The 26,322-nt window shown below is 68.7% G+C and carries 25 protein-coding genes and 1 pseudogene; 19 read left to right on the top strand and 7 right to left on the bottom strand.

Going from position 1 to position 26,322, the window contains the following annotated elements; translation table 11 throughout:
* The first annotated feature begins 18 nt into the window (after positions 1-18).
* The 10 genes and pseudogenes from AC1DU4_RS03930 to AC1DU4_RS03885 all read left to right on the top strand — a co-directional run.
* A complete protein-coding gene (locus AC1DU4_RS03930; protein ID WP_477837777.1) occupies positions 19-864 on the top strand; it encodes a CoA transferase in 846 nt (281 codons plus the stop codon).
* A complete protein-coding gene (locus AC1DU4_RS03925; protein ID WP_477837776.1) occupies positions 861-2,036 on the top strand; it encodes a thiolase family protein in 1,176 nt (391 codons plus the stop codon). Before AC1DU4_RS03930 ends, AC1DU4_RS03925 begins: the two co-directional genes overlap by 4 nt.
* An 8-nt stretch (positions 2,037-2,044) precedes the next feature.
* The gene (locus AC1DU4_RS03920; RefSeq protein ID WP_477837775.1) at positions 2,045-3,727 is read left to right on the top strand and encodes a long-chain-fatty-acid--CoA ligase; all 1,683 of its coding nucleotides are present in this window, start codon (positions 2,045-2,047) and stop codon (positions 3,725-3,727) included.
* Positions 3,724-4,506, top strand: coding sequence for an enoyl-CoA hydratase/isomerase family protein (locus AC1DU4_RS03915; RefSeq protein WP_477837774.1), 783 nt, complete (start codon positions 3,724-3,726; stop codon positions 4,504-4,506). The genes AC1DU4_RS03920 and AC1DU4_RS03915 overlap by 4 nt, the downstream gene beginning before the upstream one ends.
* Before the next feature lie 7 nt (positions 4,507-4,513).
* Complete coding sequence (locus tag AC1DU4_RS03910) at positions 4,514-5,674, top strand: acyl-CoA dehydrogenase family protein (protein ID WP_477837773.1); 1,161 nt, start codon at positions 4,514-4,516, stop codon at positions 5,672-5,674.
* Complete coding sequence (locus AC1DU4_RS03905) at positions 5,671-6,438, top strand: enoyl-CoA hydratase (RefSeq protein WP_477837772.1); 768 nt, start codon at positions 5,671-5,673, stop codon at positions 6,436-6,438. The genes AC1DU4_RS03910 and AC1DU4_RS03905 overlap by 4 nt, the downstream gene beginning before the upstream one ends.
* A 70-nt stretch (positions 6,439-6,508) precedes the next feature.
* Positions 6,509-8,035 (top strand): class I adenylate-forming enzyme family protein, encoded by a 1,527-nt coding sequence (locus AC1DU4_RS03900; protein ID WP_477837771.1) that lies wholly within the window; start codon positions 6,509-6,511, stop codon positions 8,033-8,035.
* Positions 8,035-8,502 carry a MaoC/PaaZ C-terminal domain-containing protein gene (locus AC1DU4_RS03895; protein ID WP_477837770.1) on the top strand — a complete coding sequence of 156 codons (468 nt, stop codon included), beginning with the start codon at positions 8,035-8,037 and terminating at the stop codon, positions 8,500-8,502. Before AC1DU4_RS03900 ends, AC1DU4_RS03895 begins: the two co-directional genes overlap by 1 nt.
* 147 nt (positions 8,503-8,649) lie before the next feature.
* On the top strand, positions 8,650-9,462 hold the full coding sequence (locus AC1DU4_RS03890; protein WP_477837769.1) for an SDR family oxidoreductase: 813 nt from the start codon (positions 8,650-8,652) through the stop codon (positions 9,460-9,462).
* A gap of 461 nt (positions 9,463-9,923) precedes the next feature.
* Positions 9,924-10,274 (top strand): annotated as a pseudogene (locus AC1DU4_RS03885) (transglycosylase family protein); the annotation flags it as partial.
* 76 nt (positions 10,275-10,350) lie between these two features.
* Here the strand turns inward: AC1DU4_RS03885 and AC1DU4_RS03880 are convergent.
* Entirely contained in the window at positions 10,351-10,722 is a 372-nt protein-coding gene (locus AC1DU4_RS03880; protein WP_477837838.1) for a TetR/AcrR family transcriptional regulator, read from the bottom strand.
* A 250-nt stretch (positions 10,723-10,972) separates the two neighbouring features.
* Between AC1DU4_RS03880 and AC1DU4_RS03875 the strand changes: the two genes are divergently transcribed.
* From AC1DU4_RS03875 to AC1DU4_RS03860, 4 genes are all read left to right on the top strand, one after another.
* On the top strand, positions 10,973-12,247 hold the full coding sequence (locus tag AC1DU4_RS03875) for a DUF445 domain-containing protein (RefSeq protein ID WP_072846792.1): 1,275 nt from the start codon (positions 10,973-10,975) through the stop codon (positions 12,245-12,247).
* 1 nt (position 12,248) lies between these two features.
* Complete coding sequence (locus AC1DU4_RS03870) at positions 12,249-13,337, top strand: Abi-alpha family protein (protein WP_477837768.1); 1,089 nt, start codon at positions 12,249-12,251, stop codon at positions 13,335-13,337.
* A 37-nt stretch (positions 13,338-13,374) separates the two neighbouring features.
* Positions 13,375-14,070 (top strand): TIGR00266 family protein, encoded by a 696-nt coding sequence (locus AC1DU4_RS03865; protein WP_477837767.1) that lies wholly within the window; start codon positions 13,375-13,377, stop codon positions 14,068-14,070.
* Positions 14,071-14,179: 109 nt separating this feature from the next.
* Complete coding sequence (locus tag AC1DU4_RS03860) at positions 14,180-15,274, top strand: serine hydrolase domain-containing protein (protein WP_477837833.1); 1,095 nt, start codon at positions 14,180-14,182, stop codon at positions 15,272-15,274.
* Positions 15,275-15,357: 83 nt separating this feature from the next.
* Here the strand turns inward: AC1DU4_RS03860 and AC1DU4_RS03855 are convergent, their stop codons facing one another.
* Positions 15,358-16,749 (bottom strand): DUF222 domain-containing protein, encoded by a 1,392-nt coding sequence (locus AC1DU4_RS03855; RefSeq protein ID WP_477837766.1) that lies wholly within the window; start codon positions 16,747-16,749, stop codon positions 15,358-15,360.
* 99 nt (positions 16,750-16,848) lie between these two features.
* Between AC1DU4_RS03855 and AC1DU4_RS03850 the strand changes: the two genes are divergently transcribed.
* Entirely contained in the window at positions 16,849-17,535 is a 687-nt protein-coding gene (locus AC1DU4_RS03850; RefSeq protein WP_477837765.1) for a GNAT family N-acetyltransferase, read from the top strand.
* 16 nt (positions 17,536-17,551) lie between these two features.
* Here the strand turns inward: AC1DU4_RS03850 and AC1DU4_RS03845 are convergent, their stop codons facing one another.
* The 3 genes from AC1DU4_RS03845 to AC1DU4_RS03835 all read right to left on the bottom strand — a co-directional run bounded on the left by AC1DU4_RS03845 (position 17,552) and on the right by AC1DU4_RS03835 (position 18,665).
* The gene (locus AC1DU4_RS03845; RefSeq protein ID WP_477837764.1) at positions 17,552-17,785 is read right to left on the bottom strand and encodes a hypothetical protein; all 234 of its coding nucleotides are present in this window, start codon (positions 17,783-17,785) and stop codon (positions 17,552-17,554) included.
* Positions 17,786-17,847: 62 nt separating this feature from the next.
* Complete coding sequence (locus AC1DU4_RS03840; RefSeq protein WP_477837763.1) at positions 17,848-18,477, bottom strand: TetR/AcrR family transcriptional regulator; 630 nt, start codon at positions 18,475-18,477, stop codon at positions 17,848-17,850.
* Positions 18,478-18,503: 26 nt separating this feature from the next.
* Positions 18,504-18,665, bottom strand: coding sequence for a hypothetical protein (locus tag AC1DU4_RS03835; RefSeq protein ID WP_477837762.1), 162 nt, complete (start codon positions 18,663-18,665; stop codon positions 18,504-18,506).
* Positions 18,666-19,150: 485 nt separating this feature from the next.
* Here AC1DU4_RS03835 and AC1DU4_RS03830 point away from each other — a divergent pair, with 485 nt between their 5' ends.
* Positions 19,151-20,326: a winged helix DNA-binding domain-containing protein gene (locus tag AC1DU4_RS03830; RefSeq protein ID WP_477837761.1), complete on the top strand. Its 1,176-nt coding sequence runs from the start codon at positions 19,151-19,153 to the stop codon at positions 20,324-20,326.
* A gap of 5 nt (positions 20,327-20,331) precedes the next feature.
* Here AC1DU4_RS03830 and AC1DU4_RS03825 read toward each other — a convergent pair whose 3' ends face one another.
* Positions 20,332-21,843, bottom strand: a complete 1,512-nt coding sequence (locus AC1DU4_RS03825) for an acetyl-CoA hydrolase/transferase family protein (RefSeq protein WP_477837760.1) — start codon at positions 21,841-21,843, stop codon at positions 20,332-20,334.
* Between the two features lie 144 nt (positions 21,844-21,987).
* Between AC1DU4_RS03825 and AC1DU4_RS03820 the strand changes: the two genes are divergently transcribed.
* Positions 21,988-22,476: a heme-binding beta-barrel domain-containing protein gene (locus AC1DU4_RS03820; protein WP_477837759.1), complete on the top strand. Its 489-nt coding sequence runs from the start codon at positions 21,988-21,990 to the stop codon at positions 22,474-22,476.
* A gap of 17 nt (positions 22,477-22,493) precedes the next feature.
* On the opposite strand, the gene AC1DU4_RS03815 is transcribed toward AC1DU4_RS03820, so the two are convergent.
* On the bottom strand, positions 22,494-23,255 hold the full coding sequence (locus AC1DU4_RS03815) for an SDR family NAD(P)-dependent oxidoreductase (RefSeq protein ID WP_477837758.1): 762 nt from the start codon (positions 23,253-23,255) through the stop codon (positions 22,494-22,496).
* 230 nt (positions 23,256-23,485) lie between these two features.
* Here AC1DU4_RS03815 and AC1DU4_RS03810 point away from each other — a divergent pair, with 230 nt between their 5' ends.
* Together AC1DU4_RS03810 and AC1DU4_RS03805 are read left to right on the top strand one after the other, a co-directional pair.
* Positions 23,486-23,887, top strand: a complete 402-nt coding sequence (locus tag AC1DU4_RS03810) for a VOC family protein (protein ID WP_477837757.1) — start codon at positions 23,486-23,488, stop codon at positions 23,885-23,887.
* A gap of 117 nt (positions 23,888-24,004) precedes the next feature.
* Positions 24,005-26,227: a thiamine pyrophosphate-dependent enzyme gene (locus tag AC1DU4_RS03805; protein WP_477837756.1), complete on the top strand. Its 2,223-nt coding sequence runs from the start codon at positions 24,005-24,007 to the stop codon at positions 26,225-26,227.
* The last annotated feature ends 95 nt before the right edge of the window (positions 26,228-26,322 follow it).

Below are 26,322 nucleotides of genomic sequence, written 5' to 3'. Positions count from 1 at the left end.
GAGTGACGGGAGACACACATGCCAGAACTTCTCCAGGGGAAACGCGTCGTGTCCCTCGCCGTGAACCTCCCCGGTCCCCTTGCTGCAGCCCGTCTCGCCGGGTTGGGAGCAACGGTGACCAAGATCGAGTCCCCGGCCGGCGACCCGTTGTCCGCGGTCGCGCCAGGCTGGTACGCGGAGCTGACCGTGGGTCAGCGCGTGGTGGTGCTGGACCTCAAGGACCCGGCCGGCCGCACCGCCCTCGACAACGAACTCCTGGGCGCCGACCTGTTGCTCACCGCGATGCGCCCGTCGGCGCTGCGCCGGCTCGGGCTCGGTAGCGCTCACCTGACCTACCCGGGCCTCTCACACGTCGAGATCGTCGGCCACGACGGCGATCGCGAGGACACTCCGGGTCACGACCTGACATACCAGGCTGCGCAGGGCACGCTGCAGCCGCCGACGATGCCCACGGTTCCGGTCGCCGACCTGCTCGGCGGGGAGCGGGCGCTCTCGTCGGCGCTGCTGGCGCTGCTGGCTCGGACGCAGACGCCGTCCGGCAGGCGGTACCGCGTGGTGCTGGAGGACATCGCGGCCGAGGCAGGTGCCGCGGTCCGGCACGGGCTGATGGGTGAGGGCGCTCCGCTCGGCGGTGCCATCCCGAGCTACGGGATCTACGCCAGCGCCGACGGCCACGTCGCGGTGGGAGCGCTGGAGCCGCACTTTCGGGACCGCCTTGTCGACACGCTCGGCGTCGGTCACGACCGAGACGAGCTGGCGCGTGTGTTCGCGAACGGCAAGACCGCGCACTGGGAAGAACTCGCCGAGCGGGTGGACATCCCCATCGTCGGCATCCGGACACCAACAAGAGGAGCAACGAAATGAAGGCTCGTGAGGCAGTGATCGTCGGTGCGGTACGCACCCCGGTCGGCAAGCGTGGCGGCGCCCTGAGTGCCTGGCACCCGGTCGACCTACTCGGCCAAACCCTGCGAAACCTGGTGGAGCGCAGCGAGATCGACCCGATGCTCATTGACGACGTGATCGCCGGCTGCGCACTGCAGCACGAGCACCAGTCCGGCAACATCGGCCGCCACGCCGTGCTGTCGGCGGGCCTGCCGGAGTCCGTCCCCGCCGTGACGGTCGATCGCCAGTGCGGCTCGGGTCAGCAGGCGGTCAGCTTCGCGGCCCAGGGCGTCATTGCCGGCAGCTATGACCTGGCCATCGGCTGCGGTGTCGAATCCATGTCCCAGGTGCCGATGCCGCCGTCGCTGCAGCCGGGTGCACCCCTTGGCCCGCAGTACGCGCCCCTCGAGCTCGAGCGCTACGACGGCGGCCTGATGGTGCAGGGCCCGTCCTCGGAACTGCTGAACGAAACCTTCCAGTTCACTCGGGAAGTACTGGACGAGTTCAGCATCCGGAGCCACCAGCGCGCATTCGCCGCGACCCGGGACGGGGTATTCCGGGACCAGCTGGTCCCGATCACCGCCGACCCGCACGACCCGTCCGGGCCCGTGATCACCGTGGACGAGGGGATCAGGGAGCATCTCGACCCGGCCAAGGTGGCTTCGCTCAAGACCGTGTTCAAGGCCGGTGGGTCCACCACCGCGGCCAATGCGTCGCAGCTCAGCGACGGCGCGGCCGCGTTGCTGATCGCCGACCGCGAGTTCGCCGAGCGGCACGGCCTGACGCCCCGCGCCCGCTTCCGCGCGTTGTCGGTCGCCGCGGACGACCCGGTCATCCAGTTCACCGCGGTGCTCGCCTCCACCCGCAAGGCGCTGAAGACGTCGGGACTGACCGTCGAGGACATCGACCTCTTCGAGGTGAACGAGGCCTTCGCCGGGGTACCGCTGATGGTGCAGCGCGAGTTCGGAATTCCGGACGACAAGCTCAACGTCAACGGAGGTTCCATCGCGGTCGGCCACCCGCTCGGGTCCACCGGCGCCCGGATGCTCACCGACCTCCTCTGCGAACTCGAGCGCACCGGCAAGCGTCTCGGCCTGCTCACCGTCTGCGAGGCCAGCGGCACCGCGAACACCACCATCATCGAACGCATCTGAGGACGGGCATGACCATCGAGATCGTCAAGGGCCTGCCGTCGACGCACGGCGACAACTACCAGCTCAACACCACCAACCTGATCCGGCACGCGGCCCGCACGTACCCGGAGCAGGAGATCGTCTACCGCACCGCCGATGGCGGCTGGGACCGATACAAGTACGCCGACGCGTACACGCGGATCAAGAAGGTCGCCAATGCACTGACCGGCATCGGGGTAGGGCCGGCCGATGTGGTGGGGATTTTGGACTGGAACAGCAAGCGACACTTTGAGTTGTACTGGGCCATACCGGGTCTCGCCGCAGTGATGCTGCAGATGAACCTGCGACTGTCCCCGGAGGACCTCGGCTACGTCACCGACCACGCCGACGCCTCCGTGGTGTTGGTTGACGAGTCCCTGATCTCGGTCGCGGAGGCAATTGCCCCGTATGCGCCGCAGGTCCGGTCCTGGGTGGTGATGACCGACAAGCCGCTGTCCGCGATCGTCACCACGCTGTCCAATGTGCACCATCTCGAGGATCTTGTCGCGGCCGCCGATGACCGCATTGAATGGCCCGTCATCGACGAAAACTCCTCCTACAGTGCGTGTTACACCACAGGTACCACCGGCAGGCCCAAGGGTGTCTACTACTCGCACCGCGGCATTTGTCTGCACACGATGGCGCAGGTCTCGAACCTGAGCATGGGCGGTGACGACACCGCCATGCTCATCACCCCGATGTTCCACGGCCAATCCTGGGGCCTGCCCCAGTCGGCGGTCTACAGCGCGGCGAAGGTCGTTCTGCCCGGTCGATACCTGGCCGAGGACACCTCGGTCCTGGTGGACGCGATGATCGCGGAGGAGGTCACCGTCGCCAACGGCGCACCCGCGATCTTCCAGCCGATGATCGACTACATCAAGACGCTCGAGGTCAAACCGGACTTCAGCCGGGCCAGACTGTTGTCCGGTGCCACCGAACCTGCGCTGTCGCTGATGCGGGACTTCGACGAGCTCACCGGGGCGGACATCATCCACGCGTACGGCGCGACGGAGACCACCCCGACGGTCACGGTCAACGCCGGACTCAAGCACTCGCTGCGGGGGGTTGTCTCCGAAGAAGACAAGTGGAATCTCAAGCGCTCTCAGGGGTTGCCGGTCAACGGTATCGATGTCCGGATCGTCGACGCCGCCGACAACGACCTGCCGCACGACGGCGTCAGCCAGGGTGAGGTACTGGTGCGGGGACCGTGGATCACCGAGCGCTACCACAAGCTCGACGACGACGCGGACCGCTTCCTCGACGGGTACTGGCGCAGCGGCGACGTCGGCACCATCTCCCCGAACGGCTACCTGAAGCTGACCGATCGGATCAAGGATGTCATCAAGAGCGGCGGGGAGTGGATCTCGTCGATCGACATGGAAAACGCGATCGTCGGGCACCCGAAGGTCCGGGAGGCGGCGGTGGTGGGCATCGCACACCCGAAGTGGCAGGAGCGCCCGGTCGTTCTCGCGGTCCCGGTCGAGGGCGAGGCGTTGACCCTCGAGGACGTCAACAGCGTGCTGGTCGGATCGTTCGCGAAGTGGCAACTGCCAGACACGGTCCTCATAGTCGACGCGCTGCCGCGCACCAGCGTCGGCAAGCTGGACAAGAAGGCGATGCGTGCCCAGCACGCCGACATCTACACCGCTGGAACCGCGGGTGATACGAAATGACCCACACCGTCCTGCGTTCCACCCGAGACGGCGCCGTTGCGCTGCTCGAGTTGAACCGGCCGAAGGCGCGCAACGCCCTCAACGAGGACCTGCTGTCCGCGCTGAACGCCGAGTTGGATGCGATACGCCGCGACGACGGGGTACGTGCGGTGGTACTCACCGGCGCCGACGGCGTGTTCTGCGCCGGCGCCGACATCAGCGCCTTCGACAGGCTCCGTTCGGAGTCCCTGCTCGGTGAACGCAAGGCGATCGGCGGCAGCATCTGGGCCGACCTGGGTACCTTCCCGAAGCCAGTCCTGGCCTCGGTCGAGGGCCTGGCCCTYGGCGGCGGCTGCGAACTGGCGTTGGCATGCGACATCGTGGTCGCCGGCCGGTCTGCGAAGTTCGGTGTCCCCGAAGTCAAACTCGGGGTCATCCCGGGCGGCGGCGGGACCCAGCGGCTGATTCAGGCGGTGGGCAAGTCCAAGGCAATGGCGATGCTACTGACCGGGGACTTCCTCTCCGCGGAACAGGCCTGCAGCGCCGGGATAGTAGCCGATGTGGTCGACGACGGGCAGGCACTCGAGCACGTCACCGGCATGGCGCGGCGGATCGCGAAGAACTCCCCGCTTGCTGTCGCGCTGGCCAAGGACGCGGCCCTGCGTTCGCTGGAGACCTCGTTGTCCCAAGGGCTCGAACATGAGAAGCGCAATTTCCACATTGCATTGAACTCCGAGGACTGTCACGAGGGCCAGGCCGCCTTCCTCGGCAAGCGTGCACCCAAATTCACCGGAAGGTAGATCAACCATGTCCGAACTGTTTCCCGACTACGTATCTCCTTGGGAGACCGAGGATCACCAGGTGCTGCGCAGGCACGCCGCGGCCTTCCTCGCCAAGGAGTCGGTTCCGAACCAGGAGCGCTGGGCCGAGCAGCACCACGTCGACCGAGAGTTCTGGAACAAGGCCGGCGCGGCCGGCCTGCTCTGCTTGGACCTGCCCGAGGAGTACAGCGGGGGAGGCGGCGACTTCGGTCACGAGGCGATAGTCCAGCAGGAGGTCAACTACGCGAACGACACCGCCTTCGGGTTCAGCATCCACTCGACGATCGTCGCGCACTACATCTCCGCGTATGCATCCGAGGAACAGAAGAAGCGCTGGATCCCCAAGATGGCCAGTGGGGAGTTCGTGCTCGGTGTGGCGATGACCGAGCCGGGGACCGGCTCCGACCTGCAGTCGGTGCGGACGACGGCCATCCGTGACGGCGACCACTACATGGTCAACGGTTCCAAGACGTTCATCTCGAACGGAACGCACGCCAACCTGTTGGTGATTGTCGCCAAGACCGATCCGACGTTGGGCGCCAAGGGCATCTCGCTGATCGTCGCGGAGACCGACGGGCTGGCAGGCTTCGAACGTGGCCGGGTCCTGAAGAAGATCGGCCAGCACGGCCAGGACACCCGTGAGCTGTTCTTCTCAGACATGCGGGTGCCGGTGGAGAATCTGCTGGGCGGCGAAGAAGGCCAGGGCTTCTACCAGCTGATGCGCCAGCTGCCGCGGGAGCGGCTGATCATCGGCATCGGCGGGATCGCGATGGCGGAGGCCGCGGTCGCCGAGACCATCCGCTACGCCAAGGAACGTGAGGCGTTCGGCAAGCCGATCCTGGACAAGCAGAACACTAAATTTGTTCTTGCCGAGTGTAAGACCGACGTACTTGCAGGAAAGACGTTGATGGACTACTGCATCCAGCAGTACATCGACGGAAACCTCGACGCGGCAACAGCATCGATGGCGAAGCTGTGGGGATCGGACAAGCAGGTCGAGATCGTGGACCGCTGTCTGCAGCTCTTCGGCGGCTACGGCTACATGATGGAATACCCGATCGCGCAGATGTACGCCGCGGCACGGGTACAGAAGATCTACGGCGGCACCAACGAGATCATGAAGGAATTGATCGGGCGGTCGCTGTGACGGCGCCGAACCCGGGCGTCGCCGTCGACCACGACGGCGGCATCACCCGGATCACCATCACCCGGCCGGAGCGGATGAACGCGCTCGAGGTCGACACCCTGCAGGCTCTGAGCGCGGCGGTCCGTGAGGCCGATGCGGACCCGCGCACCCGGGTGGTGGTGCTGACCGGCGCCGGCCGGGCCTTCTGCACGGGCGCGGACCTGACCGCCCTCGACAAACCGGCGGCGCTGATCATGGACTCGGCGAACTCGGTGATCCGCGCCATCACCTCCGCTTCGGTGCCCGTGATCGCGGCGGTCAACGGCCCCGCCGTCGGCTTCGGGGTGTCGCTCGCCTCCGCGGCGGATCTCACCTACGCGGCGCAGAGCGCGTATTTCCTGTTGTCCTTCACCAACATCGGTCTGATGCCCGACGGCGGAGCTAGCTGGCTGGTGCCGGCCGCTATCGGCCGGGTGCGGGCCGCGGAGATGACGCTGCTCGGTGAGCGGATGTCGGCGGCGGAGGCCGAACGGACCGGACTGGTGGCCCGGGTTCTGCCAGACGACCAGCTCGCCGCCGCGGTGGACGCGGCGGCGGGCAAGCTCGCCGTGGGACCCCGCCGCGCACTCGAGCTGACCAAGAAGGCGCTCGGCGCTGCCGAGCGTGCGCTCCTCGACGAAGCGCTCGAACGGGAACGCGCCGGCCAGATCGAACTGTTCGGTACCGCGGACTTCGTCGAGGGCACGACCGCGGTCATGGAGAAGCGGACGCCGATATTCCCCTGACGCTCCCCTCGAGTACTGCCAGAAAGTCAGTACCGGAAACACGAACCACCCCAACGACAGTGGAGGAATCATGGCGACCCTCGGCAGCCAGCTGGCGCTCAACGCGCATCGACACCCCGAGCGGACCGCGCTGGTCTTCGAAGGTGCCGAGCGCAGCTACGGCGAGTTGAACTCGGAGATCAACAGGTACGCGCACGCCCTCGTCTCGCTGGGGGTGACCAAGGGCGACCGGGTGGCGGTGATGTCGCCGAACTCCGACCGCTACATCCTCGCGATGTACGCCGCCTACAAGGTCGGCGCGATCTTCGTGCCGCTCAATCCGCGTGCGACGTCCCGCGAGCTGCGGTACCTGCTTGAAGACTCGGGTGCCTCGATGCTTCTGTTCGCCTCCGACATCGAGGCCACGGTGACGGGACTCGAAAAATACGAACCGCTCACACCTGCGCCGCGGATGCTGTTCCTGGACGAACCGGAGGGACGGGCCTCCGTAGCGGAGATCGCGCGGCGGATGCCGGACGGCGAGCCGGACACCGTGGTGAGGGAGGACGACGACTGCATCGTCCTGTACACCTCCGGTACCACCGGGCTGCCCAAGGGTGCGCTGTTCGACCACCACCGGATGCTCTGGGTCGGGCACTCGATGAGCGCCATCGGCGTCAACTCGTTCGACCGGATCCTGCACGTGGCGCCGATGTACCACTGCGCGGAGCTGGCGTTGTTCGTGTTGTCCGGGTTCTCGATGGGCTGCACACACGTGGTGCTGCCCGCCTTTGAGCCGAAGGCCGTGGTGGACGCGCTGGAGCGGCATCGCATCTCGGTCTTCCTGGGGGTCCCGACGATGTACCAGCTGATGCTGGGACTGCCGGACCTGGGCGAGCGCGACCTGTCGGCCTGGCGTCTGGGCTTCTTCGGTGCGGCCCCGATGCCGCCGAGCGCGGTCGCGAAGCTGGTCGCGACGCTGCCCTGGGTCGACTTCTTCCAGCTGTGCGGTCAGACCGAGGGCGGGCCGACAGGCATCTACTCGACGCCCGAGGATGTGCGGGCCCGGCCGGACGCCACCGGGCGTTGGGCGATCTGCAACTCCGAGGTGCGGCTGGTGGACCCGGACGGCAACGACGTCGCGGTCGGTGAGACGGGCGAGATGATCGTGCGCGGCGAGACCGTCATGAAGTGCTACTGGAACAAGCCGGAGGCCACCGCGGAGACGCTCCGCGACGGCTGGCTGCACAGCGGTGACCTGGCGGTCCGGGACACGGACGGCTACATCACGATCGTGGACCGCATGAAGGACATGATCATCACCGGTGGACGCAACGTCTACTCCGTCGAGGTCGAGAATGCACTTGCCGCCCACCCCGACGTGGCCGACGTCGCTGTGGTCGGACGGCCCGACGACACCTTCGGGGAGACCGTCATCGCCGTCGTAACCCCGATCCCGGGGCGCGAGGTCACGCTGGCCGGACTGCGCGAGTTTGCCACCGAGTACGTCTCCGACTACAAGATGCCCCGCGAGCTGATCGTCCGCGAGATTCCGCGCAATCCCTCGGGCAAGATCCTCAAACATGTTCTGCGAAAAGAGATCCAGGGACTGCAGTGATGGGCGCAGAGCGCACACAGTCCCACGCCGACACAGTCGTATATGCGGAGGACGTCAGGGCCGGTGACGTGTTCGAGCTGGGCAGTTACACGGTCACCGAGGCCGAACTCGTGTCGTTCGCCTCGCAGTGGGATCCGCAGACCTTCCACACCGACCGGCAGGTGGCCGCAAACGGGTACTTCGGCGGACTGATCGCCAGCGGGGTCCACACCCTCGCGGTGTACCAGCGGTTGACGGTGCTCGGCGTGCTGAGCAGGTGGAGCGTCATCGCGGGCCGGACCATGCGTCAGGTCGAGTTCCTGCGACCGGTCCGTGCCGGCGACACCCTGACCGGCACGCTGACCGTCGACGCGGTGGAACTGGACGACCGCGGTCGTGGCCTCGTCACGAGCACCGGCCAGTTGGTCAACGGTGCGGGGACACCGGTCCTTCGAGTGGTGGTGGAGGCCTACCTGCGGCGGTCGTGACCGCTCAGCGGGAAGAACCGGCAAGTCCGCACGATGCCGCGTGTGGGTCGATACCTTCGGCAGTCGGGTGCGGCCATGTCAGGGTCGGGCCCGTTGAACGGCGCGGCGTCTCGCCGCGCTGTTCTCGACTGCGGCGAAGGGAACATCATGGCGACCTATGTGCTCACCGGGGCAACGTCCGGGCTCGGTGCTGCGACCAAGGCCCGGCTCGAGGCCGACGGGCACCGGGTGGTGGGCGTCGACCTCCGAGGCACCGACGTCGATGCCGACCTGAGTACCGCCGAGGGCCGTCGGTCGGCGATCGAGCAGGTCACCGGCCTGGTCGACGGCCGGATCGACGGCTTCGTGCCGTTTGCCGGGCTGGCGGCCGCCACCGGCCGCCCCGCGAGCGCACTGATCGCCGTCAACTACTTCGGGGCCGTCGAACTGCTCGAGGGGCTGCGCCCGCTGCTGGCCGCGGGGGAGAACCCCTCGGTGGTGCTGGTCAGCTCCAACTCCGCCACCAGCCAGCCGAACTGGCCGACCGAACTGGCCGACGCGTGCCTGGCCGGCGACGAGGCGGCCGCCAACGCGGTCGCGGACACCTTCGGCGACCTCGGCGCGATCCAGGCCTACCCGGCCACGAAGGCCGCGCTGGCCTACTACGCCCGCACCAAGTCCGCCGAGTACATCGCGCAGGGCATCCGGCTGAACGCCATCGCGCCGGGCCTGATCGACACCCCGATGACCCAGGAGGGGCGCCGTGACGCGCTGATCGGCCCCGGCATGGAGCAGTTCCTGGCGACCATCCCGGCCGGGCGTGCCGGTCGGCCGGAGGAAGTGGCCGCGGTGGTGGCATTCCTGCTCGGCCCGGAGTCCACCTACTTCGTCGGATCGGTGCTCTTCGTCGACGGCGGGACCGACGCGGCCTTCCGTGGCATGGACTGGCCGAAGGTCTGGTCCTTCGACGCGCCGTCCTGACGGATTTGGCGGCGGTGAGGCCTCCTCGGTGCAGTCCTCACCGCCGTCGTCCGGGCCTTTCGTGCGACGTAAGGCAAGTGCGGGAGGCCACATTCATGTCCGAATTTCATGTGATCCGGCTCACTATAACGTAACGATAACAGTCCGATACGCGAAAGGTCTCGGGGACGTCTGACCTGCAGGTTTACGGCGTACGATTCTCAAAATGTGGACACCGGTCCGTGATGATCCCCTCCGGCAGGTCTCTTTTCAGACTCAAAATGCGGTCGTACTGTTGGTGTCGGCCCGGAAGTCAGGGCCACAACCGAACCGCCATTCACACTCCTGCCCCGCGGATTCGGTCCCCTGAAACAACGCGAGGGGCGGGGACGAAGTCAGTGCGACACGGAGCAGTGCGGAGCCCGAACGGGCCCGCCACTGCCCTAGCCGACTGCGTCAATTTGCGAGAGGACTCACTCAGCATGATCACGAACCGCATTCACGCCCACGTCGCCACCAAGTCCAAGAAGGCTCTCGGATGGGTCGCCGTGACCGGCGCCCTGGTCGCCGTCCCGATGGGACTCGCCACCGGAACCGCCAGCGCAAGCGGGCACGACTGGGATGCAGTGGCGCAGTGCGAGAGCAGCGGCAACTGGGGCATCAACAACGGCAACGGATTCTCCGGCGGCCTGCAGTTCACGCCGAGCACCTGGGCCGCCTACGGCGGATCGGGCTCGGCGCACAACGCCTCGAAGGCCGAGCAGATCCGCGTCGCCGAGAACGTCCTTGCCGGCCAGGGGCCGGGCGCGTGGCCGGTTTGCGGCCAGTACCTCTGACCGCACCCGCATAACATCTGACCAAACACGTTGTCGCCCCATCGGTTTCATGACCGGTGGGGCGAAACGCATTTCAGCGCAAGACGAAACAGGGTTTCGTGCAGGGTGAAACAGATTCGCGTGCGGTCGAGGTGGGCGCGGTGAACTCCGCAATGAGCTTGCGGCCGTGTTCGGTCAATCCGGGTGCGGCCTGCGACTCGACGAGCATCACCCGCCCGCGTCGACGGTCCTTCGCGATGTACCCGGTGAAGGCCTTCACCACGTGCCGCACCAGCCCGGCCTGGTCCTCGGGCGCCGTGGTCAGCGCCGCGAGCTCTGTGTCGCGGGCACCCGGCGCCACCCGGTCCAGGACCGCGATGAGCAGTTCGTCCCGGGAGTCGAAACTCTCGTAGAGGTATCGCTCGGTCAGGCCCGCCTGCTGGTCCGCCGCCGCCGCCGGCAACACGCAACTGTCCCGTCCGGAGCGGATTAGCGGTTCCGCATCCTGCCGACGTTCTGGGAACCCGGCGGCGACGAACTGACCCTCACCATGAAGCTGCGCCGCAAGCCGATCGCGGCGAAGTGCGCCGCCGAGATCGCCGCCCTCTATGCTGACGCGACCACCGAGGGGTACATGTGCCCGCCGGTAACAGAGAGGCGGTGGCCTCGGCAGTCTCGGGCTGATGCCGGGACGGGGATGAGGAGGAGGTACGCCGGTGCCGGACCACCTGCTGGAGCAGCTGATCACGATTCCGCTGTTCACCGGCATCATCGGCTACATCACGAACTGGACCGGCGTCCTGATGCTGTTCGCGCCGGTGCGGTTCCACGGTTTCCGCGTACCGGGTCTCAAGCTGTTGTTCCCGCTGCTGCCGCGTCGCGTCCAGGTGATCCCGGCGATCACCAGCGACGGCCGCTTCGGTTGGCAGGGCATCGTGCCCTCGCGGGCCGAGAAGATGGCCTCGATCGCGGTGGACAAGTCGCTGGCGAAGGTCGGCAGCATTGCCGACTTCTACCGGGTCCTGGATCCCGACACGATCGCCGAGCATCTGGTGACCATCTCCCGCGCCGAGGTGCGGGGGGTGGTCACCAGGATCATGACCAGTGAGAACCCGCAGCTGTGGCACAACCTGCCGAGCCCGGTGAAGGAGGCCGTCTTCCGGAAGGTGGAGGCGGACCTGCCGGACAGCGTCCGGACGATCACCGCCCGCATCGAAGAGGACATCGACTACTTCATCGACGCGAAGCTGATGGTGATCCGGTACCTGTCGAACAACCCGCGGCTGCTCAACGACATCTTCCGGACCATGGGCAACAAGGAACTGCGGTTCATGCAGAACTTCGGTTTCTACTTCGGCTTCCCGATGGGTTTCGTGCTGGTCGCGGTGCTGTACTTCCTGCCGTTCTGGTGGGTGTTGCCGATCGGCGGCGTGATCATCGGCTACATCGTCAACTACCTCGGCATCATGATGATCTTCGAGCCGATCCAGCCCAACAGGTGGGTGCCGTGGCGGCAGGGGCTGTTCCTCAAGCGCCGCACCGAGATCATCGGCGGGTACGCCAAGACCCTGGCGGATCACGTCATCACCCTGGAGAACATCGGCACCGAACTGCTCGAGGGGCCGCGGTCGGACCGGACCCGGATGATGCTGGACCAGGTGCTGGGGGAGTCGGTGGACCAGGCGGTCGGCTGGGCCCGCTCGGTGGTGCGGATGACGGTGGGGACACGGACCTACGAGCGGATCCCTTCCAGGGCCGCCACGGAGGTCCTCGACTTCGTGCCGCTGGTGTACGCGGACCCCGACTTCGCGGCGGCCCAGTCGGAGAAGATCCGGGTGTTCGTCACCGCGCAGATGAACAAGCTCTCGCCCGACGACTTCAGCGAGCTGCTGCGTTCGGCGGTCAAACAGGACGAATGGCTGCTGTTCGTGCACGGTGCCGTGCTCGGGTCGCTGGCCGGCTTCCTCCACCTGGCGATCTTCGGAGTATGAGATGAGCACGAGCGAACACCAGTACGGCCGCACCGACGGCTACGACGCCCCCGCACCGGACGTGTTCCGGATCGACCACGGGTCCGACGGGCGCGAGGCAGCCGTGGACGCCGACTCCTGGGCCGGTTCCGGGGGATCCGAGATCGGCGTCCTGGATGTCCACGACGGTGAGGTCGAGGTGGGTGGGTTCGCGGACGCAGAGTTCGCCGACGCAGAGTTCGCCGACGCAGAGTTCGCCGACGCAGAGTTCGAGGACGGCGAGGTCCACGAGGGTGAGGTCCTCGAGCCGGCGAGGTCCGTCCCGGTCGAGGAACGACTGATCCGCAGCCTGATCGGGCTCACCACGGCGACCGCGGTCACGTCGCTGCGCCTCACGGGTTGGGTGGCCGGCACCGCCGCCGTCGCCACCCGGCAGATTGTCCAGGCCGCTTCCGAGGCCGCCGAGGCCGCGAAGGAGGGCGCCAGGCAGCCACTCGAGCGCCAGGAGCCGCGCCTGGAGCCTGTGCGTTCGCAGCGTCGGGTCCGGACACCGAGCCGAGCCGGGTCGGCGAGCCGCACCACGCCGCGTAAGACCACGGCCGACGGGCTGGCCGAGTTGCGGGCCCGGGGCGACCAGTTGCTCGAGCGGTCGGCAGACGTGCGTGACAGCGACGACCTGCACCCGGCGTACGACCGGATCCTCGACCAGTTGGCACCCGACGAGGCGCGTGTCCTGCGGCTGCTCGCGACGTCCGGTCCGCAGCCGAGCGTCGACATTCGCACGGGCCGGCCGTTCGGTGTCGGGTCGGAGATGGTCGGCGAGGGCCTGTCGATGATCGGGGAACTGGCCGGGTGCCGTCACCTGGACCGCACCCACGCCTACCTGCACAACCTGCACCGGCTGGGCCTGGTCGCCTTCTCCCGCGACGCCGTCGACCTGGACCGCTACCAGGTGGTGGAGGTGCAGCCGGCGATCGTCGAGGCCGTGAAGAAGGCGGGCCGGTCCGCGAAGGTCGTGCGCCGCAGCGTTCATCTGACCTCGTTCGGTTCGGACTTCTGCCAGACCTGCTTCTCGCTGCCCGGCAAGGGGACTGCGTCGCCGGTACGGTGACCACACCGCGCCCAGTCGTTGTCGTAGAGAGGAAGTCATGAAGACAGAAATCAGTTGTGGGCCCGCGTTCGCATTCGCCGAAATCAGTGTTCCCGCTGGTGGATCGGTCCGGGTCGAGGCCGGGGCGATGGCGATGATGCGAGGAGACATCTCGATCACCACGTCGACTCGGGGTGGCTTCCTGAAGGGCCTCCGCCGATCCCTGGGCGGATCGAGCTTCTTCGTCAACGACTTCAGCAGTGATCACGGTGGTGTCGTGGGCGTCGCCGGCGCGCTGCCCGGCGACCTGGTGGAGACCACCATCGACGAGGCGACGGCGCTACTCGTTCAGTCCGGCTGCTGGCTCGCATCCGACGCGACCGTCGACGTCGACTCGAAATGGGGTGGCAGCAAGGGCTTCTTCAGCGGTGCCGGTCTCGTTCTGTTGCGCTGCAGCGGAAACGGCGAGATCCTGCTGTCCAGCTACGGCGCCATCCGGTCGGTGATGCTCAGCGACGGCGAGACGATGACGCTCGATTCCGGTCACGTCGTCGCGTTCGACGAGAACGTCCAGTACCGCATCCGCAAGGCCGGGGGATGGAAGTCGATGATTCTCGGTGGCGAGGGCATTGTCACCGAGTTCACCGGGCCGGGTCGGGTCTGGATGCAGACGCGTAGCGCGACGGACCTCGTCGACTGGCTTCGCGCCAGGATGCCGTCGAACAGCGGTGGCAGCAGTAGCAGCAGTAACTGACGCCCGGGTAAGTTGGGCGGGATTTTGCATCTGGCCGAACGTGGAACTGGGGGAACGAGTGCGCGCGCTGTCGAGGGGATTGACGACCGTCCTGGTCGCATTTGCAGTGATGGTGGGAGGGGGCGCGCAGTCGTGGGCGCAGCCGACCGGATCCGAAGGTTTGGCCCTGCCTAGTGGATCGGCCGGTGGCCCGCCGTCGGGTGAGCCCGGGGGAGGGGTTCCGGTAGGCGGAGCCGACGGCCAGTCCGAGCTGGCGCGGGTCGCCGCGCAGGTGCTGGCGCCGCCCGCGAACAGGTCGGTGAGTGTGGCATACGTCGATTCGACGGGCGTGCAGTCGGCTCATCTCGGTGCTCACGACGCCGGCGAGTATGAAATCGGTTCGATGACCAAGACTTTCACCGGCGCACTGCTGGCTGTGGCGGTCGACCGCGGTGAGGTGCGGCCGGACTCCCGGCTCGGGGACTTCCTGCCGGTGCAGGGCACGCAGGTCGCAGACGCGACGCTCGAAGAACTGGCCGGGCATCGGTCGGGCCTGCTCGAGTTCGCGATCACGCCGGAGATGCTGGCCGGTGGTGTGATGTGGAAGCTGTTCGGCGACAACCCCTTCACCTTCGATCGGGAGCAGTTGATCCAGCAGGCACGGGTCGCGCCGCTGACCGGTCGGGGGACGTTCAGGTACTCGACCCTGGGCATGGCCCTGTTGGGGCAGGCGCTGGCCTCCGCGGCCGGTACGGACTACGCCAGCCTGGTCCGTGACCGGATCACCGATCCGCTCGGCATGGGCAGCACCTGGATCCCGGCCACCGCGGCTGACCTTCCGGCGACGGTCAGCGTCGGTGTCGACGAGTGGGGCCGCCCGCAGGATCCGTGGGCGATCGGCGCGTACGCTCCCGGCGGCGGCGCGAGGTCGACCATCACGGACATGACCACCTACGCCCAGGCGCTGCTGCGTGATCAGGCGCCGGGAATGGCTGCGCTGCAGCCTCGTTGGCAGGACGGTCCGACGCTGCGCCGGGGCTATGCGTGGGCAGTGTTCTCACGGGACGGTGTCGACTACACGATGCACTCCGGTGGGACCGGCGGTTTCTCCGGAACGATTGTCCTGGACCGGGCGCACGGTGTCGCGGTTGTCGTCCTGCAGGACGCTGCGGGCGCGAAGGAACGCCCGGTGATCGACCTGTTGCGGGAGATGCGCGACCGCTGAGGTCGCCGCTACTCCCCACGTGTCGCAGACCGGTTGCGGCCGAGTGTGTCTCGGCCACAACCGGTCTGGTTGTGGGTGAGTGTTCAGGTCATTGCGTGTGGGTCAGGCCCCGTGGATCGCGCGCCGGTTGTGGGCCGGCCGGGGTCTTCGCGACGGGTCCACCCAGGCGGGTGGGGTGAACCTTGGGGTCCCCCCCTGCCCGAAGTGCTTAGGGGAGGGTGGGCATCGGTCCAGGCGGCGGGGCGTCCGCAGCCGGGGAAGGCGCAGCCGCAGTCCCGCGCCACGAGGGCTTTCCGTAGTTTCGGGGAGATGATGCGGGTGGTTCGGCCGACGTCGAGGGGGTTGCCGTCCCGGTCGACGAAGATCGGGGTTACCTGGGCGTCGCAGGAGATGCGGGCCGCGATGGTGGCGGAGATCGGACCGGCCCAGGGCATGCTGGCGTGACGACCGCGGCGGTACCGGCGGGGTGGCCTGAAACCGGCGGGGTTGGTGCAACCCTCGTGCTCGCCGACGGGTCCGGTTGCGTTGTCGGAGTGGTAGTCCCAGTCGTTTCCGGACCAGGCCCCGGTCGCGGGTGTCGGCGCCGTCGCGGCGACCGCGTCCTTCAGTGCGTCGACGTCGATGGTCACCGTGACGTGGGGTCGTTCGCCGCCCTCCATCGGTCCGCGTGCGTTGTCGAGGTGGCCGCGGATTATCTGTTCGAGGGCGTCGGCGCGGCGTTTGGCGGCGGAGCGGTCGTCGGGTGTCGGGTGGCCGTCGTCGTCGGTGCTCGGGTGCGGCTTCGACAGCCCGGAGAGGGCGGTCTGGAGGGCTTCGCCGGTCTCGGCGTCGAAGGTGCCTTTCACGTGCACCCGACCGCCGAGCGTTGTGCTGGCGAAGAACTCGTTGAGTTCGGGGTTTTCCCCGTCGGGTGGCACGGTCCCGTCGAGTTGCAGGAGGAGTTCCAACGCTCGGGCTCGTCGGCGCACCCCGGTGGCGTTCTCGAGGTGCGCGGCGATGAGGAGGTAGGCCTGGCAGTCGTCGGGTCGGCCGCTTTCGGGGTCGGGGTGGGCCCAGTCGGTCTCCACCGGCTCGGCCGGCTGGTCGATGGTGAGTTTTTCGAGTCTGGCGAGGAAGTTGACGATCACCTGCACGTGCCCGAGTTCGATCCGGCCCGCGTCCAATGCGGCGGCCATACGCGGGTGCAGCGGTAGTTCGCGGCCGAGTCGGACGATCTTGCTCGCCTGCCCGGCGGTCATGTGGGTGGCGTCGGCGAGCCAGGACGCGGTGTCGGCGGCACCGAGGTGGTTGGGGAGGCAGCTGGGGGCACCTCCCGCTTGCGGGGGATGGTCGGCCTCGTGGACCAGTCGGACGCGGAGGGCTTCGAGTTCGAGGATCTTCTCCGACAGTTCCGGGACGGTGGCTGCGAGTTCGGTTTCGTCGAGTCGCCATGCCTCGACCCCGGCGGGGTCGGTGAGCATGGCGTCGAGTTTCATACATCAAATTCTACTCGCACGCACATTCGATCACAATGATGTTTCGCCTGGTGAAGAATGTGTGAGCGCGGAGAAGCGCTGGATGAGAAGATGTCCGCCATGACGCATCAGATCGCGGAGGTTGCCCGTTTCGAGCCGGTCGAGGACGTCCGCCCGTCCGATCGCGCGTGGCCGCAGATGGTCTGGCCGGTACCCGCGGGCACGGAACTGGTCGGCGACGCCGTGCGCCTGACTCCGGTCGACCCGGCCGCCGACGCGCACGACCTCTTCCATGCCCTCGACCGCGCCGACGTGTGGGCGCACGTGCCCGGCCGGCCCGCAGATCCGGCGGATCTCGAGGAGATCCTGGGTGCACGGTGCGCCCAGCCCGAATGGCAGCCGTGGACGGTGCGGACACGACACGCCGTGGGCGACGTACCGGCGGGCGCCGTCGTCGGAATGACCTCGTTCCTCGACGTGGCGACGTATGACGCGCGCCTGGAGATCGGCTACACCCTCTACGCCCCTGCCGTGTGGGCAACCGCCGTCAACCCCGAGACAAAGCTCCTTCTGCTTGGGTACGCCTTCGACACCCTCGGCGTGGGACGGGTGCAGCTGAAGACCGACACCCGTAATCACCGTTCACAGCAAGCGATTTACCGGCTTGGCGCCCAGTACGAGGGAACCTTGCGTCGGCACTTCCGCCGTCCGGACGGCACCGTCCGCGACACCGTGATGTTCTCGGTGATCGCCGAGGACTGGCCCATGGTGCGTGAGCGACTCGCCCGGCGGCTCGGCAACGACTGAACTACGAGGCCGAGCGCTATCCCCAGTCGACGTCCGGCACGTCGGTCGACACCTTGCCGGGAAACTGGGGATCGCGCCGCTCGAAGAACGAGGTCACGCCGTCGATCGCATCCGGGCTCGCGAGGCTGCCGGCGATGATCGCCGAGTCCACCCGGTGCACCGCATCGGGATCGGTCAGCGGGAAGAAGGCCGCGGAATCCTTGAACCTCAACCCGATTGCCACTCGGCTCGCCCCGCTGCTGGGGATCACCCCTCGATGCTGAGCAACGTCCACGCCGGACCGGGACTGCGCGGATAATGTCGGTGCGGGGATCAGGACTGTTCGATCGGCGGCAGGACGTCTCGGACGATCGTCGACATGGTGTGGACCAACAGGTCACGGACCTGGGTGCGGGTCAGTGTGCCGGCGTCGAGCCACTGCCGGCTGGCCGACTTGGCCAGGCCGCCGTAGGACACCACCACGGCGCGGACGGCCTCGCGGTGCCGTGCCTCGGGTTCGAGACCGATGGCGTCCATCATCCGGGTCGCGGCCACGTCATCGGCCTCTCGGAGGATTTGCTCGAGTTCCGGGTCGCGAGTCATGTCCTCCGACATCACCGTCGACATCCGCATGTCCCGGTGCCGCTCGGCGACGTCCAGCCATCGGTCGATCGCCGCCTCGATCCGCTGGAAAACGGTGGCGGACTCTGGGATTCGTTCGATCGCGATCGCCGGGACGAACACGAAACGGCGGACCACCTCGAGGTACAGCTCGCGCTTGTTCCTGAAGTAGTGGTTGACCAGTGGGCGTCCCACCCCGGCCGCCGCCGCGATCTCGGTGGTAGACACGTCCGAGTACGGCCTCTCCTCGAAAAGCTTTGCCGCGCACTCGATGATCTGCGCCCGGCGGGCCGCGGGGTCGAGCCGCCGAGCCGTCGCCGGTGCGGAGTGTGTCTCGGGCATGGCTAGAGATTATCCGCAGGTGCGGTTCAGCGGCCGAACAGGTTGCGCAGGAAGCCGCCGGACGAGGTCGGGCGCTCGCAGGTGCAGCGGCGGGCTGCGGGGACGTGCCGCATGACGTCGTCGACGTGGTTACCGCAGCCCTTCCAGGTGGTCTTTCCGCAGTTCGGGCAGGGGGTGGGTTGGCACATGAGGGTCCTTTCGGTCGTGTGCACCCAATGATACCCATGGGGGTATCTAGCGGGGGGTGTCGTGGGGCACAGGGTGGTGCGATTCACCGCACGGCGGCGCCCCGGTCTGGTCCAGGCACCCACCGGCGGGCCGATCGAGCATCGACGACAGCCTMATGTCATCGACGCCCAAGACGCGACACCCAGGAGTGGACCAATCAGCGACTGCTGGAGGGGAGCGCGGTTCTGGAATTCGACGCCGCAATTCCCGGGATCCCAGGGCTTGCGGTCCACGGTGGATTTGCCCTGCGCCCGCGGGAAGACCGCGACGGAGACTTGATGATCCGGGTGAACGAGCACACCACGCTCACCGAGAAGGGTCGAATGCTGTGGCGATTCCCTCCGGTGCTGCCGGAGGTCGTCTGAACTGGCGAGGCGCTCAGCTGCGCGACCGACTGCGCCCGCGTGGCGCCCCGTGCCCGAACGGCGCGGTGCAGAATGGGCGGGTGCAGATCCGAATCGCCGACGCCGAGCGCCGCGCCCGCCTGGCCCACCGCCACCGCCTGGCCCCGGAGGCCCGCGCCGAGAACGTCACGGAGGCGGCGAGAAGCCTTGTCTGCCTACACGGTACGGACCCGGCGACCATCTACCTGTCGGCCCGGGCGCGGGTCGGCGGCATGGCGGTCGAGGACCTCGACCGGGCGCTGTATGCGGACCGCACACTGGTCAAGCACCTCGCGATGCGCCGCACCCTGTTCGTGTTCCCGCGCGAGTCGCTCCCGTACGTTCAGGCCGGCGCCAGCGACCGGGTCGCAGACGCGGAACGGCGCCGACTGGTCCGCGAGGTGGAGAAGGCGGGCCTGTTCACGGACGGCGCGGCCTGGCTGGACGCGGCCGGCGACGCGGTGCTCGGCGCCCTCGCCGACGTCGACCCGACGGCGTACGCCGAACTGCGCGAGGAGATCCCGCTGCTGCGCGGGTCGATGACCTACGGCGAGGGCCGCAGCTGGGGCGGGCAGGTGTCGGTGGGCCCGCGGGTGCTGACCGTCCTGTCGGCGGAGGGTCGGATCGTGCGTGCCACCAACGACGGGCACTGGCGGTTGTCGCGGAACCGGTGGGCGACAGCCGAATCCTGGCTCGGCGCACCGATCGAACGTCGGTCGGCCGCCGACGGTGCTGCCTGGCTGGTCACGGCCTGGCTGCGTGCCTTCGGTCCCGGTACCGAGGCCGACATCAAGTGGTGGCTCGGGTCGACGGCGACCATCGTCCGGAAGGCGCTCTCCGTGCTGGACGTCGTCACGGTCGACCTGGACGGTCAGACCGGCTACCTGCTCGCCGACGACCAGGATCCGGTGGCGCCAGTCGCGCCGTGGGCGGCCCTGCTGCCCGCGCTGGATCCCACCACGATGGGCTGGCGGGACCGGGACTGGTACCTCGGACCGCACCGGGATCTGCTGTTCGACACCGCCGGTAACGCCGGCCCGACCGCGTGGTGGGACGGCCGGATCGTCGGCGGCTGGTGGCAGGACGAGGACGGACAGGTGGTGGTCCACCTCCTCGACGACGTCGGCTCCGAGGCGCGCCGGGCCCTGGACGAGGAGGCCGAGCGGCTGTCCGCCTGGCTCACGGGCGTCCGGGTGCTGCCGCGCTTCCCGTCACCGTTGGCGAAGCTGCACGCCTGACCGCGTCAGCGCTGCATGGACCCCGTCGCCAGGTACCGCTGGTGGAACGAGAACGCCTCGCCGAGCAGATGCGGGGTGTGTCCCGCGCCGGGCTGCGCGTCGGCGCGGGCCAGGTAGTCGTGCAGCAGCGGCCGGAACTCCGGGTGCGCGCAGTTGTCGATGACGGCGCGCGCCCGGCGCCGCGGGGACAGCCCGCGCAGGTCCGCCAGACCCTGCTCGGTGACGATGACCTGGGTGTCGTGCTCGGTGTGGTCGACGTGCGGGACCATCGGGACGATCGAGGAGATCGCGCCGCCGCGTGCGGTCGACGGGCTCAGGAACATCGACACGTAGCCGTTGCGGGTGAAGTCCCCGGACCCGCCGATGCCGTTCATGATCTTGGTGCCCATCACGTGCGTCGAGTTGACGTTGCCGTAGATGTCGGCCTCGAGCATCCCGTTCATCGCGATGATGCCGAGTCGCCGGACCACCTCGGGGTGGTTGCTGATCTCCTGCGGCCGCAGCGTGATGTGGTTGCGGTAGAAGTCGACATTCGAGGTGAACTCCTCGAGACCCTTCTCCGACAGGGCCAGGGACGTGGCCGAGGCGTGCGCGACGGCGCCGTCCTTGATCAGCCGCAGCATGGAGTCCTGGATGACCTCGGAGTAGCAGGTCAGGTCGCGGTAGCCACCCCGGTCGAGTCCGCCGAGCACCGCGTTGGCGACGTTGCCGATGCCCGCCTGCAGCGGCAGCAGCGAGTCGGCCGGCAGACGCCCGGCCTTCACCTCGCGGTCGAAGAAGTCGAGTACGTGCCCGGCGATCGCGATGCTCACCGCGTCCGGTTCGGTCAGCGGGCTGGCGCTGTCGGGGCAGTTGGTCTCCACCACCGCGACCACCTTGTCCGGGTCCACCCGGAATGTGGTCTGGCCGATCCGGTCCGCGGCGCTGGTGATCTCCAGCGGGGTCCGGTTCGGCGGCAGCGCGGTGCCGTAGTAGATGTCGTGGATGCCGGTCATGGCGTCCGGCACCCAGGAGTTGACCTCGAGGATCACCTTCTTGGCGACGTCGAGCCAGGTCTTGTTGTTGCCGACGGAGGCGGACGGGATCAGCTCGCCGGCCTCGGTCACGCCGGCCACCTCGACGACCGCGACGTCCACGGTGCCGTAGTAGCCCTCCCACACCTGCTGGGCCACGTGCGAGAGATGGATGTCGACGTAGTCCATCCGGCCCTCGTTGATCTTGCGGCGGGCGGTGGCCTCGGACTGGTACGGCATGCGGAGCGCGATGCCGTCGATCTCCGCGAGCGTGCGTTCGGTCTCCGTGGAGACCGACGCCCCGGTGAGCAGGTTGATGGTGAAGTTCTCGCCGGCCCCGCGGGCGTGGTGAATCCGCTCGGCGAGCGCCGGGATGATCACCTTGGGGGTGCCTGCGCTGGCGAAACCGCTGATGGCGACGGTGTCGCCGGCGTGAATGTGCCGGACGGCCTCGGCAGCGGTCGTGGTCTTCTCGAGAAACGCCGAGCTACGAATTCTTGCCATTTTCGCCCCGGATTCGGTTTCGTCGTGTAGAGGAGTCACCGGGACAGGCTAGCGGGCGAGATCCCGGCGACTGCACGCGACGCAGTCCACTACCGTGGTCGCGGACAGCACAATCGCGAAAACCGGGCACCGGAGGGACTTGAAATGACCGACGCCGAGGACCGCCCGACGCCCCCGGACCCGCTCGGTTCGCTGGCGCCGTTTGCCGGGCACTGGGTCGGCGGCGGGGACGGGCACTACCCGACCATCGACGACTTCTCCTACGAGGAGGAGATCGAGTTCACCGCGACACCCGGCAAGCCGTTCCTCGGGTACCGCTCGCGGACCTGGTCGCCGGGCCGCGAGCGTCCGATGCACACCGAGAACGGCTACCTGCGCCGCGCGGCGGGCGAGGACGTCGAGTTGCTGGTCAGCCAGCCCACCGGGTTCGTCGAGCTGCACCGCGGCGAGGTGCGCGACGGGGTGCTGGAGCTGACGCAGCTGACCCTGAGCGCGTCGCCGGACGCCAAGCCCGTGCACGGGATCCGACGCCGTCTAGAGGTGGTCGGCGACGTCCTCACCTATGACATGTGGATGTCGCATGCCGAGACGCCGATGACCCACCACCTGCAGGCCCGGCTCCAGCGAGGCTGAGTCGGACGGAGGGACGGTCAGCCCCAGCGGGACTGCCCGCCGTCCAGCGGGATGGTCGCGCCGGTGAGGTAGCCGGCGTCCGGGCCGACCAGGAACGCGACGGCCTGGCCGATGTCGGTCTCGGCGTCGCCGATCCGGCGCATCGGGATGCTGGCGACGAACGCCGCCGCCTCGTCGGGGCGGGCGTCGGCCCATCGCTGCAGTGCGGGCGTCTGCGCGTGCGGGGCGACCGCGTTGACCCGGATGCCGTCCACTCCCCACTCGCAGGCCGCGGCGCGGGTCAGGGCGCKCACCCCCTCCTTGACCGCCGCGTAGCCGCCGTAGGTGCTCGCGTCCCAGCGCACCGCGACCGAGCTGACCATGTTGACCACCGCGCCGCCCCCGCGAGCCTTCATGTGCGGGTAGCAGGCCTGCATGGTCCGCAGCGTCGCGACCGGTCCCGAGTTCAGCCCGGCCGCGAGCGCGTCGGGGTCGAGGTCGAGGACGGGGCCGAGCGGGTTGAGGCTGGCGTTGTTGACCAGGATGTCGATGCCGCCGAACAGCGCGACGGCCGCGTCGACGGCCGCGGTGATCTGGCCGGCATCGGCGATGTCGGCGACGATCGGCTCGGCTCGCGCGCCGAACCCGCGGATGCTCTCGCACGTCTCGATCAGCTTCGGCGCGGTGCGCCCGACCACTGCGATTGCCGCACCCTCCTTGGCCAGCGCGAACGCGACGCCCTGGCCGACGCCCTGCCCTGCCCCGGTGATCAGCGCGATCTTTCCGTCCAGCTTGCCCATCTGAAKTCTCTCCACCTGTTCGTCCGCCGCGAGCCGACCCCGGTGTGGCGTCGGCTCTGTCGAGGTGGAAGTGAACCAGTCGGCCATCGGGTCCGGGGCGGTGCTCTCGTTGGCCGGGAGTCCACTGACCAGCGGACCGATGAGTTCGCGTTGCGGCGTGGGTCTGTACCTGCGAACGTCCTCACGGATGAGGATGTGAACCGTCGGACCCCATACGAAGGAGCCCCACAATGTCCCGAATGCTTTTCGTGAACATGCCGGTGAAGAACATCGACGCGACCCGGAAGTTCTTCGACGGACTCGGTTTCGGGTTCAACGAGACCTTCAGCGACGAGAACTGTGCCTCGATGGTGATCAACGACCTGACCACCGTCATGCTGCTGCAGGAGTCGCGGTTCCGCGACTTCATCGCCGACGACATCTGCGACACCTCGAAGGCCCGTGAGGCCCTGCTGTGCATCTCCGCGGACAGCCGCGAGGAGGTCGACTCGCTCGTCGACACCGCCATCGGTGCCGGTGGCTCGGCCTGGATGGAGGCGCAGGACCAGGGCTTCATGTACGGCCGCGCGTTCCAGGACCTGGATGGGCACGTCTGGGAGGTCATGTGGATGGACCCCGCCGCCGTCGGCTGACCGCTGCGGCGCCGCCGGTGCGTGCGACCGACCCCGACAGGGCTACGGCGCACGCACCGGCCGTCGGCCGCCTAGGCTCGAACTGCGCGTAATCCCCACGAGGGCAGGACGGTTCGCATGGCCGAATCGATCGACGAGCAGTTCGTCGAGACCGTCGGGGCGATGGTGAGCCCGACCCCTGGTCGCTCGCCCGCCCCGACGGCACCCGTGCGTGAGGGTTCGGCGCTCACCGCGGCCCGGTGCCTCGAGCTGTTCGACGCCCAGTTGGGCAGCCGGCACCTGGACCTGGCCGCGCGTGAGCTGCGGGCGCGGGGCCAGGGCTACTACACCATCGGCTCGGCCGGCCACGAGTCGAACGCAGCGGTGGCCGGGGCGCTGCGGCCCACGGATCCCGCACTGCTGCACTACCGTTCGGGAGCGTTCTTCCTGGAACGGGCGCGGCAGGTCGGTGGCGAGGCCGGGCTGCACGACGCGCTGCGGGACGTGCTCCTCGGGGTGGTGGCGGCCGCGGCCGACCCGATCTCGGGCGGCAGGCACAAGGTCTTCGGTCGCGAGGACCTGGCGGTGATCCCCCAGACCTCCACGGTCGCCTCGCATCTGCCGCGCGCGGTGGGAGTGGCGTTTGCCCTGGGGCGGGTGCCCCGGCTCGGGGTCGTGCCGAGGTGGCCCGTGGACTCGGTGGTCGTGTGCAGTTTCGGGGATGCCTCCGCCAACCACTCCACCGCCGTCGGTGCGATCAACACCGCGGCGAACACGGCGTTCCGGGGCCTGCCGATGCCGCTGCTGCTGGTGTGCGAGGACAACGGCCTCGGGATCAGCGTGCCGACGCCGCCGGGGTGGATCGAGGCCGCCTACTCGGGGCGGGCCGGCCTCGAGTACCTCGCGGTGGACGGGGCCGACCTCGCCGGGACGTTCGACGCGGCCCGCTACGCGGCCGGCCGGGTCCGGGGGCGGCGTCGCCCGGTGTTCCTGCACCTGCGGACGGTGCGGCTGATGGGGCACGCGGGGTCCGACGTGGAGTCGGCGTACCGGACACCCGCCGAGATCGGCGCCGACGAGCGCCGCGACCCCCTGTCGGCGGCCGCGAGGCTGCTGGTGGAGTCGGGGCTGCTGACCCCGGCGGAGGTGCTCGACCGGTACCGGCTGATGCGGAGCAGGGTCAGGGCGCTCGCGGACGAGGTGGCGGGGGAGCCGAGGCTCCTCACCGCCGCCGCGGTGACGGCCCCGCTGGCGCCGCCGGATCCCGCCGCGGTGGCCGCCGCGGTCGACTCTGTCCGTCGATCATCCAGCGGTGCAGAGGAATTGGTCGAGCCTGCGGCATCGCTCACGGTGGCGCAGGCGATCAACCGCACGCTCGGGGACATCCTGGCGCACTGCCGGGAGGCGTTGGTGTTCGGGGAGGACGTCGGCCGCAAGGGCGGCGTCTACGGGGTGACCCGTGGCCTCGCGGCCCGGTTCGGCGCCGCGCGCGTCTTCGACACAGTCCTGGACGAACAGGCGATCCTGGGCCTGGCGGCGGGGGCGGGGCTCAGCGGCCTGCTCCCGATCACGGAGATCCAGTACCTGGCCTACCTGCACAATGCCGAGGACCAGATCCGGGGCGAGGCAGCGACATTGGCATTCTTCTCGGACGGCAGGTATCGGAACCCGATGGTGGTGCGGGTTGCCGCGTACGGCTACCAGAAGGGCTTCGGCGGACACTTCCACAACGACGACGCGGTCGCGGTGGTCCGCGACATCCCGGGAATCGTGGTGGCCTCACCGGGACGACCCGACGACGCCGCCGCGATGCTCCGCACCTGTGTCGCCGCCGCGAAAACCGGGGGCGCGGTGTGTGTCTTCCTGGAACCGATCGCGCTGTACCACGAGCGGGACCTGCACGAACCCGGGGACGACGGCTGGCTGGCTCCGTACGCGGGGCCGGACCGCTGGGCGGCCACCCACGTCCCGATCGGGAGCGGGCGCACCTACGGGGACGGACCGGATATGACCATCGTGACCTTCGGCAACGGGCTCCGGATGAGCCTGCGGGTCGCCCAGCGGCTGCGGAAGCGGGGCCTCGACGCGCGGGTGTTCGATCTGCGCTGGCTCGCACCGCTGCCGGTGGCGGACCTGCTCCGGGAGGCGCGCGCGACCGGGCGGGTCCTGGTGGTCGACGAGACGCGGCGGTCGGGCGGCGTCTCGGAGGGGGTCGTCGCGGCGCTCGTCGACCGCGGCTTCGACGGCCGGATCGCGCGGGTCACGAGCGAGGACAGCTTCGTCCCCCTGGGCGCCGCCGCACGCCTGGTGCTGGTCTCCGAAGAGCAGATTGAGGCGGCGGCGCTCGCGATGTGCCGTTGACACCGGTCAGGGTCGGGTCGGTGAGCCCGATGCCGCCGGCGCCCAACGCCGCGGGGATGTGTGGTGCACGCAGCACGGCCAAGACCGCGACCGTC

This window comes from Rhodococcus sp. P4_F5 (assembly GCF_056401315.1).
The sequence above is the reverse complement of the archived record's forward strand: the minus strand, read 5'-3'. Positions and strand labels throughout refer to the sequence as shown.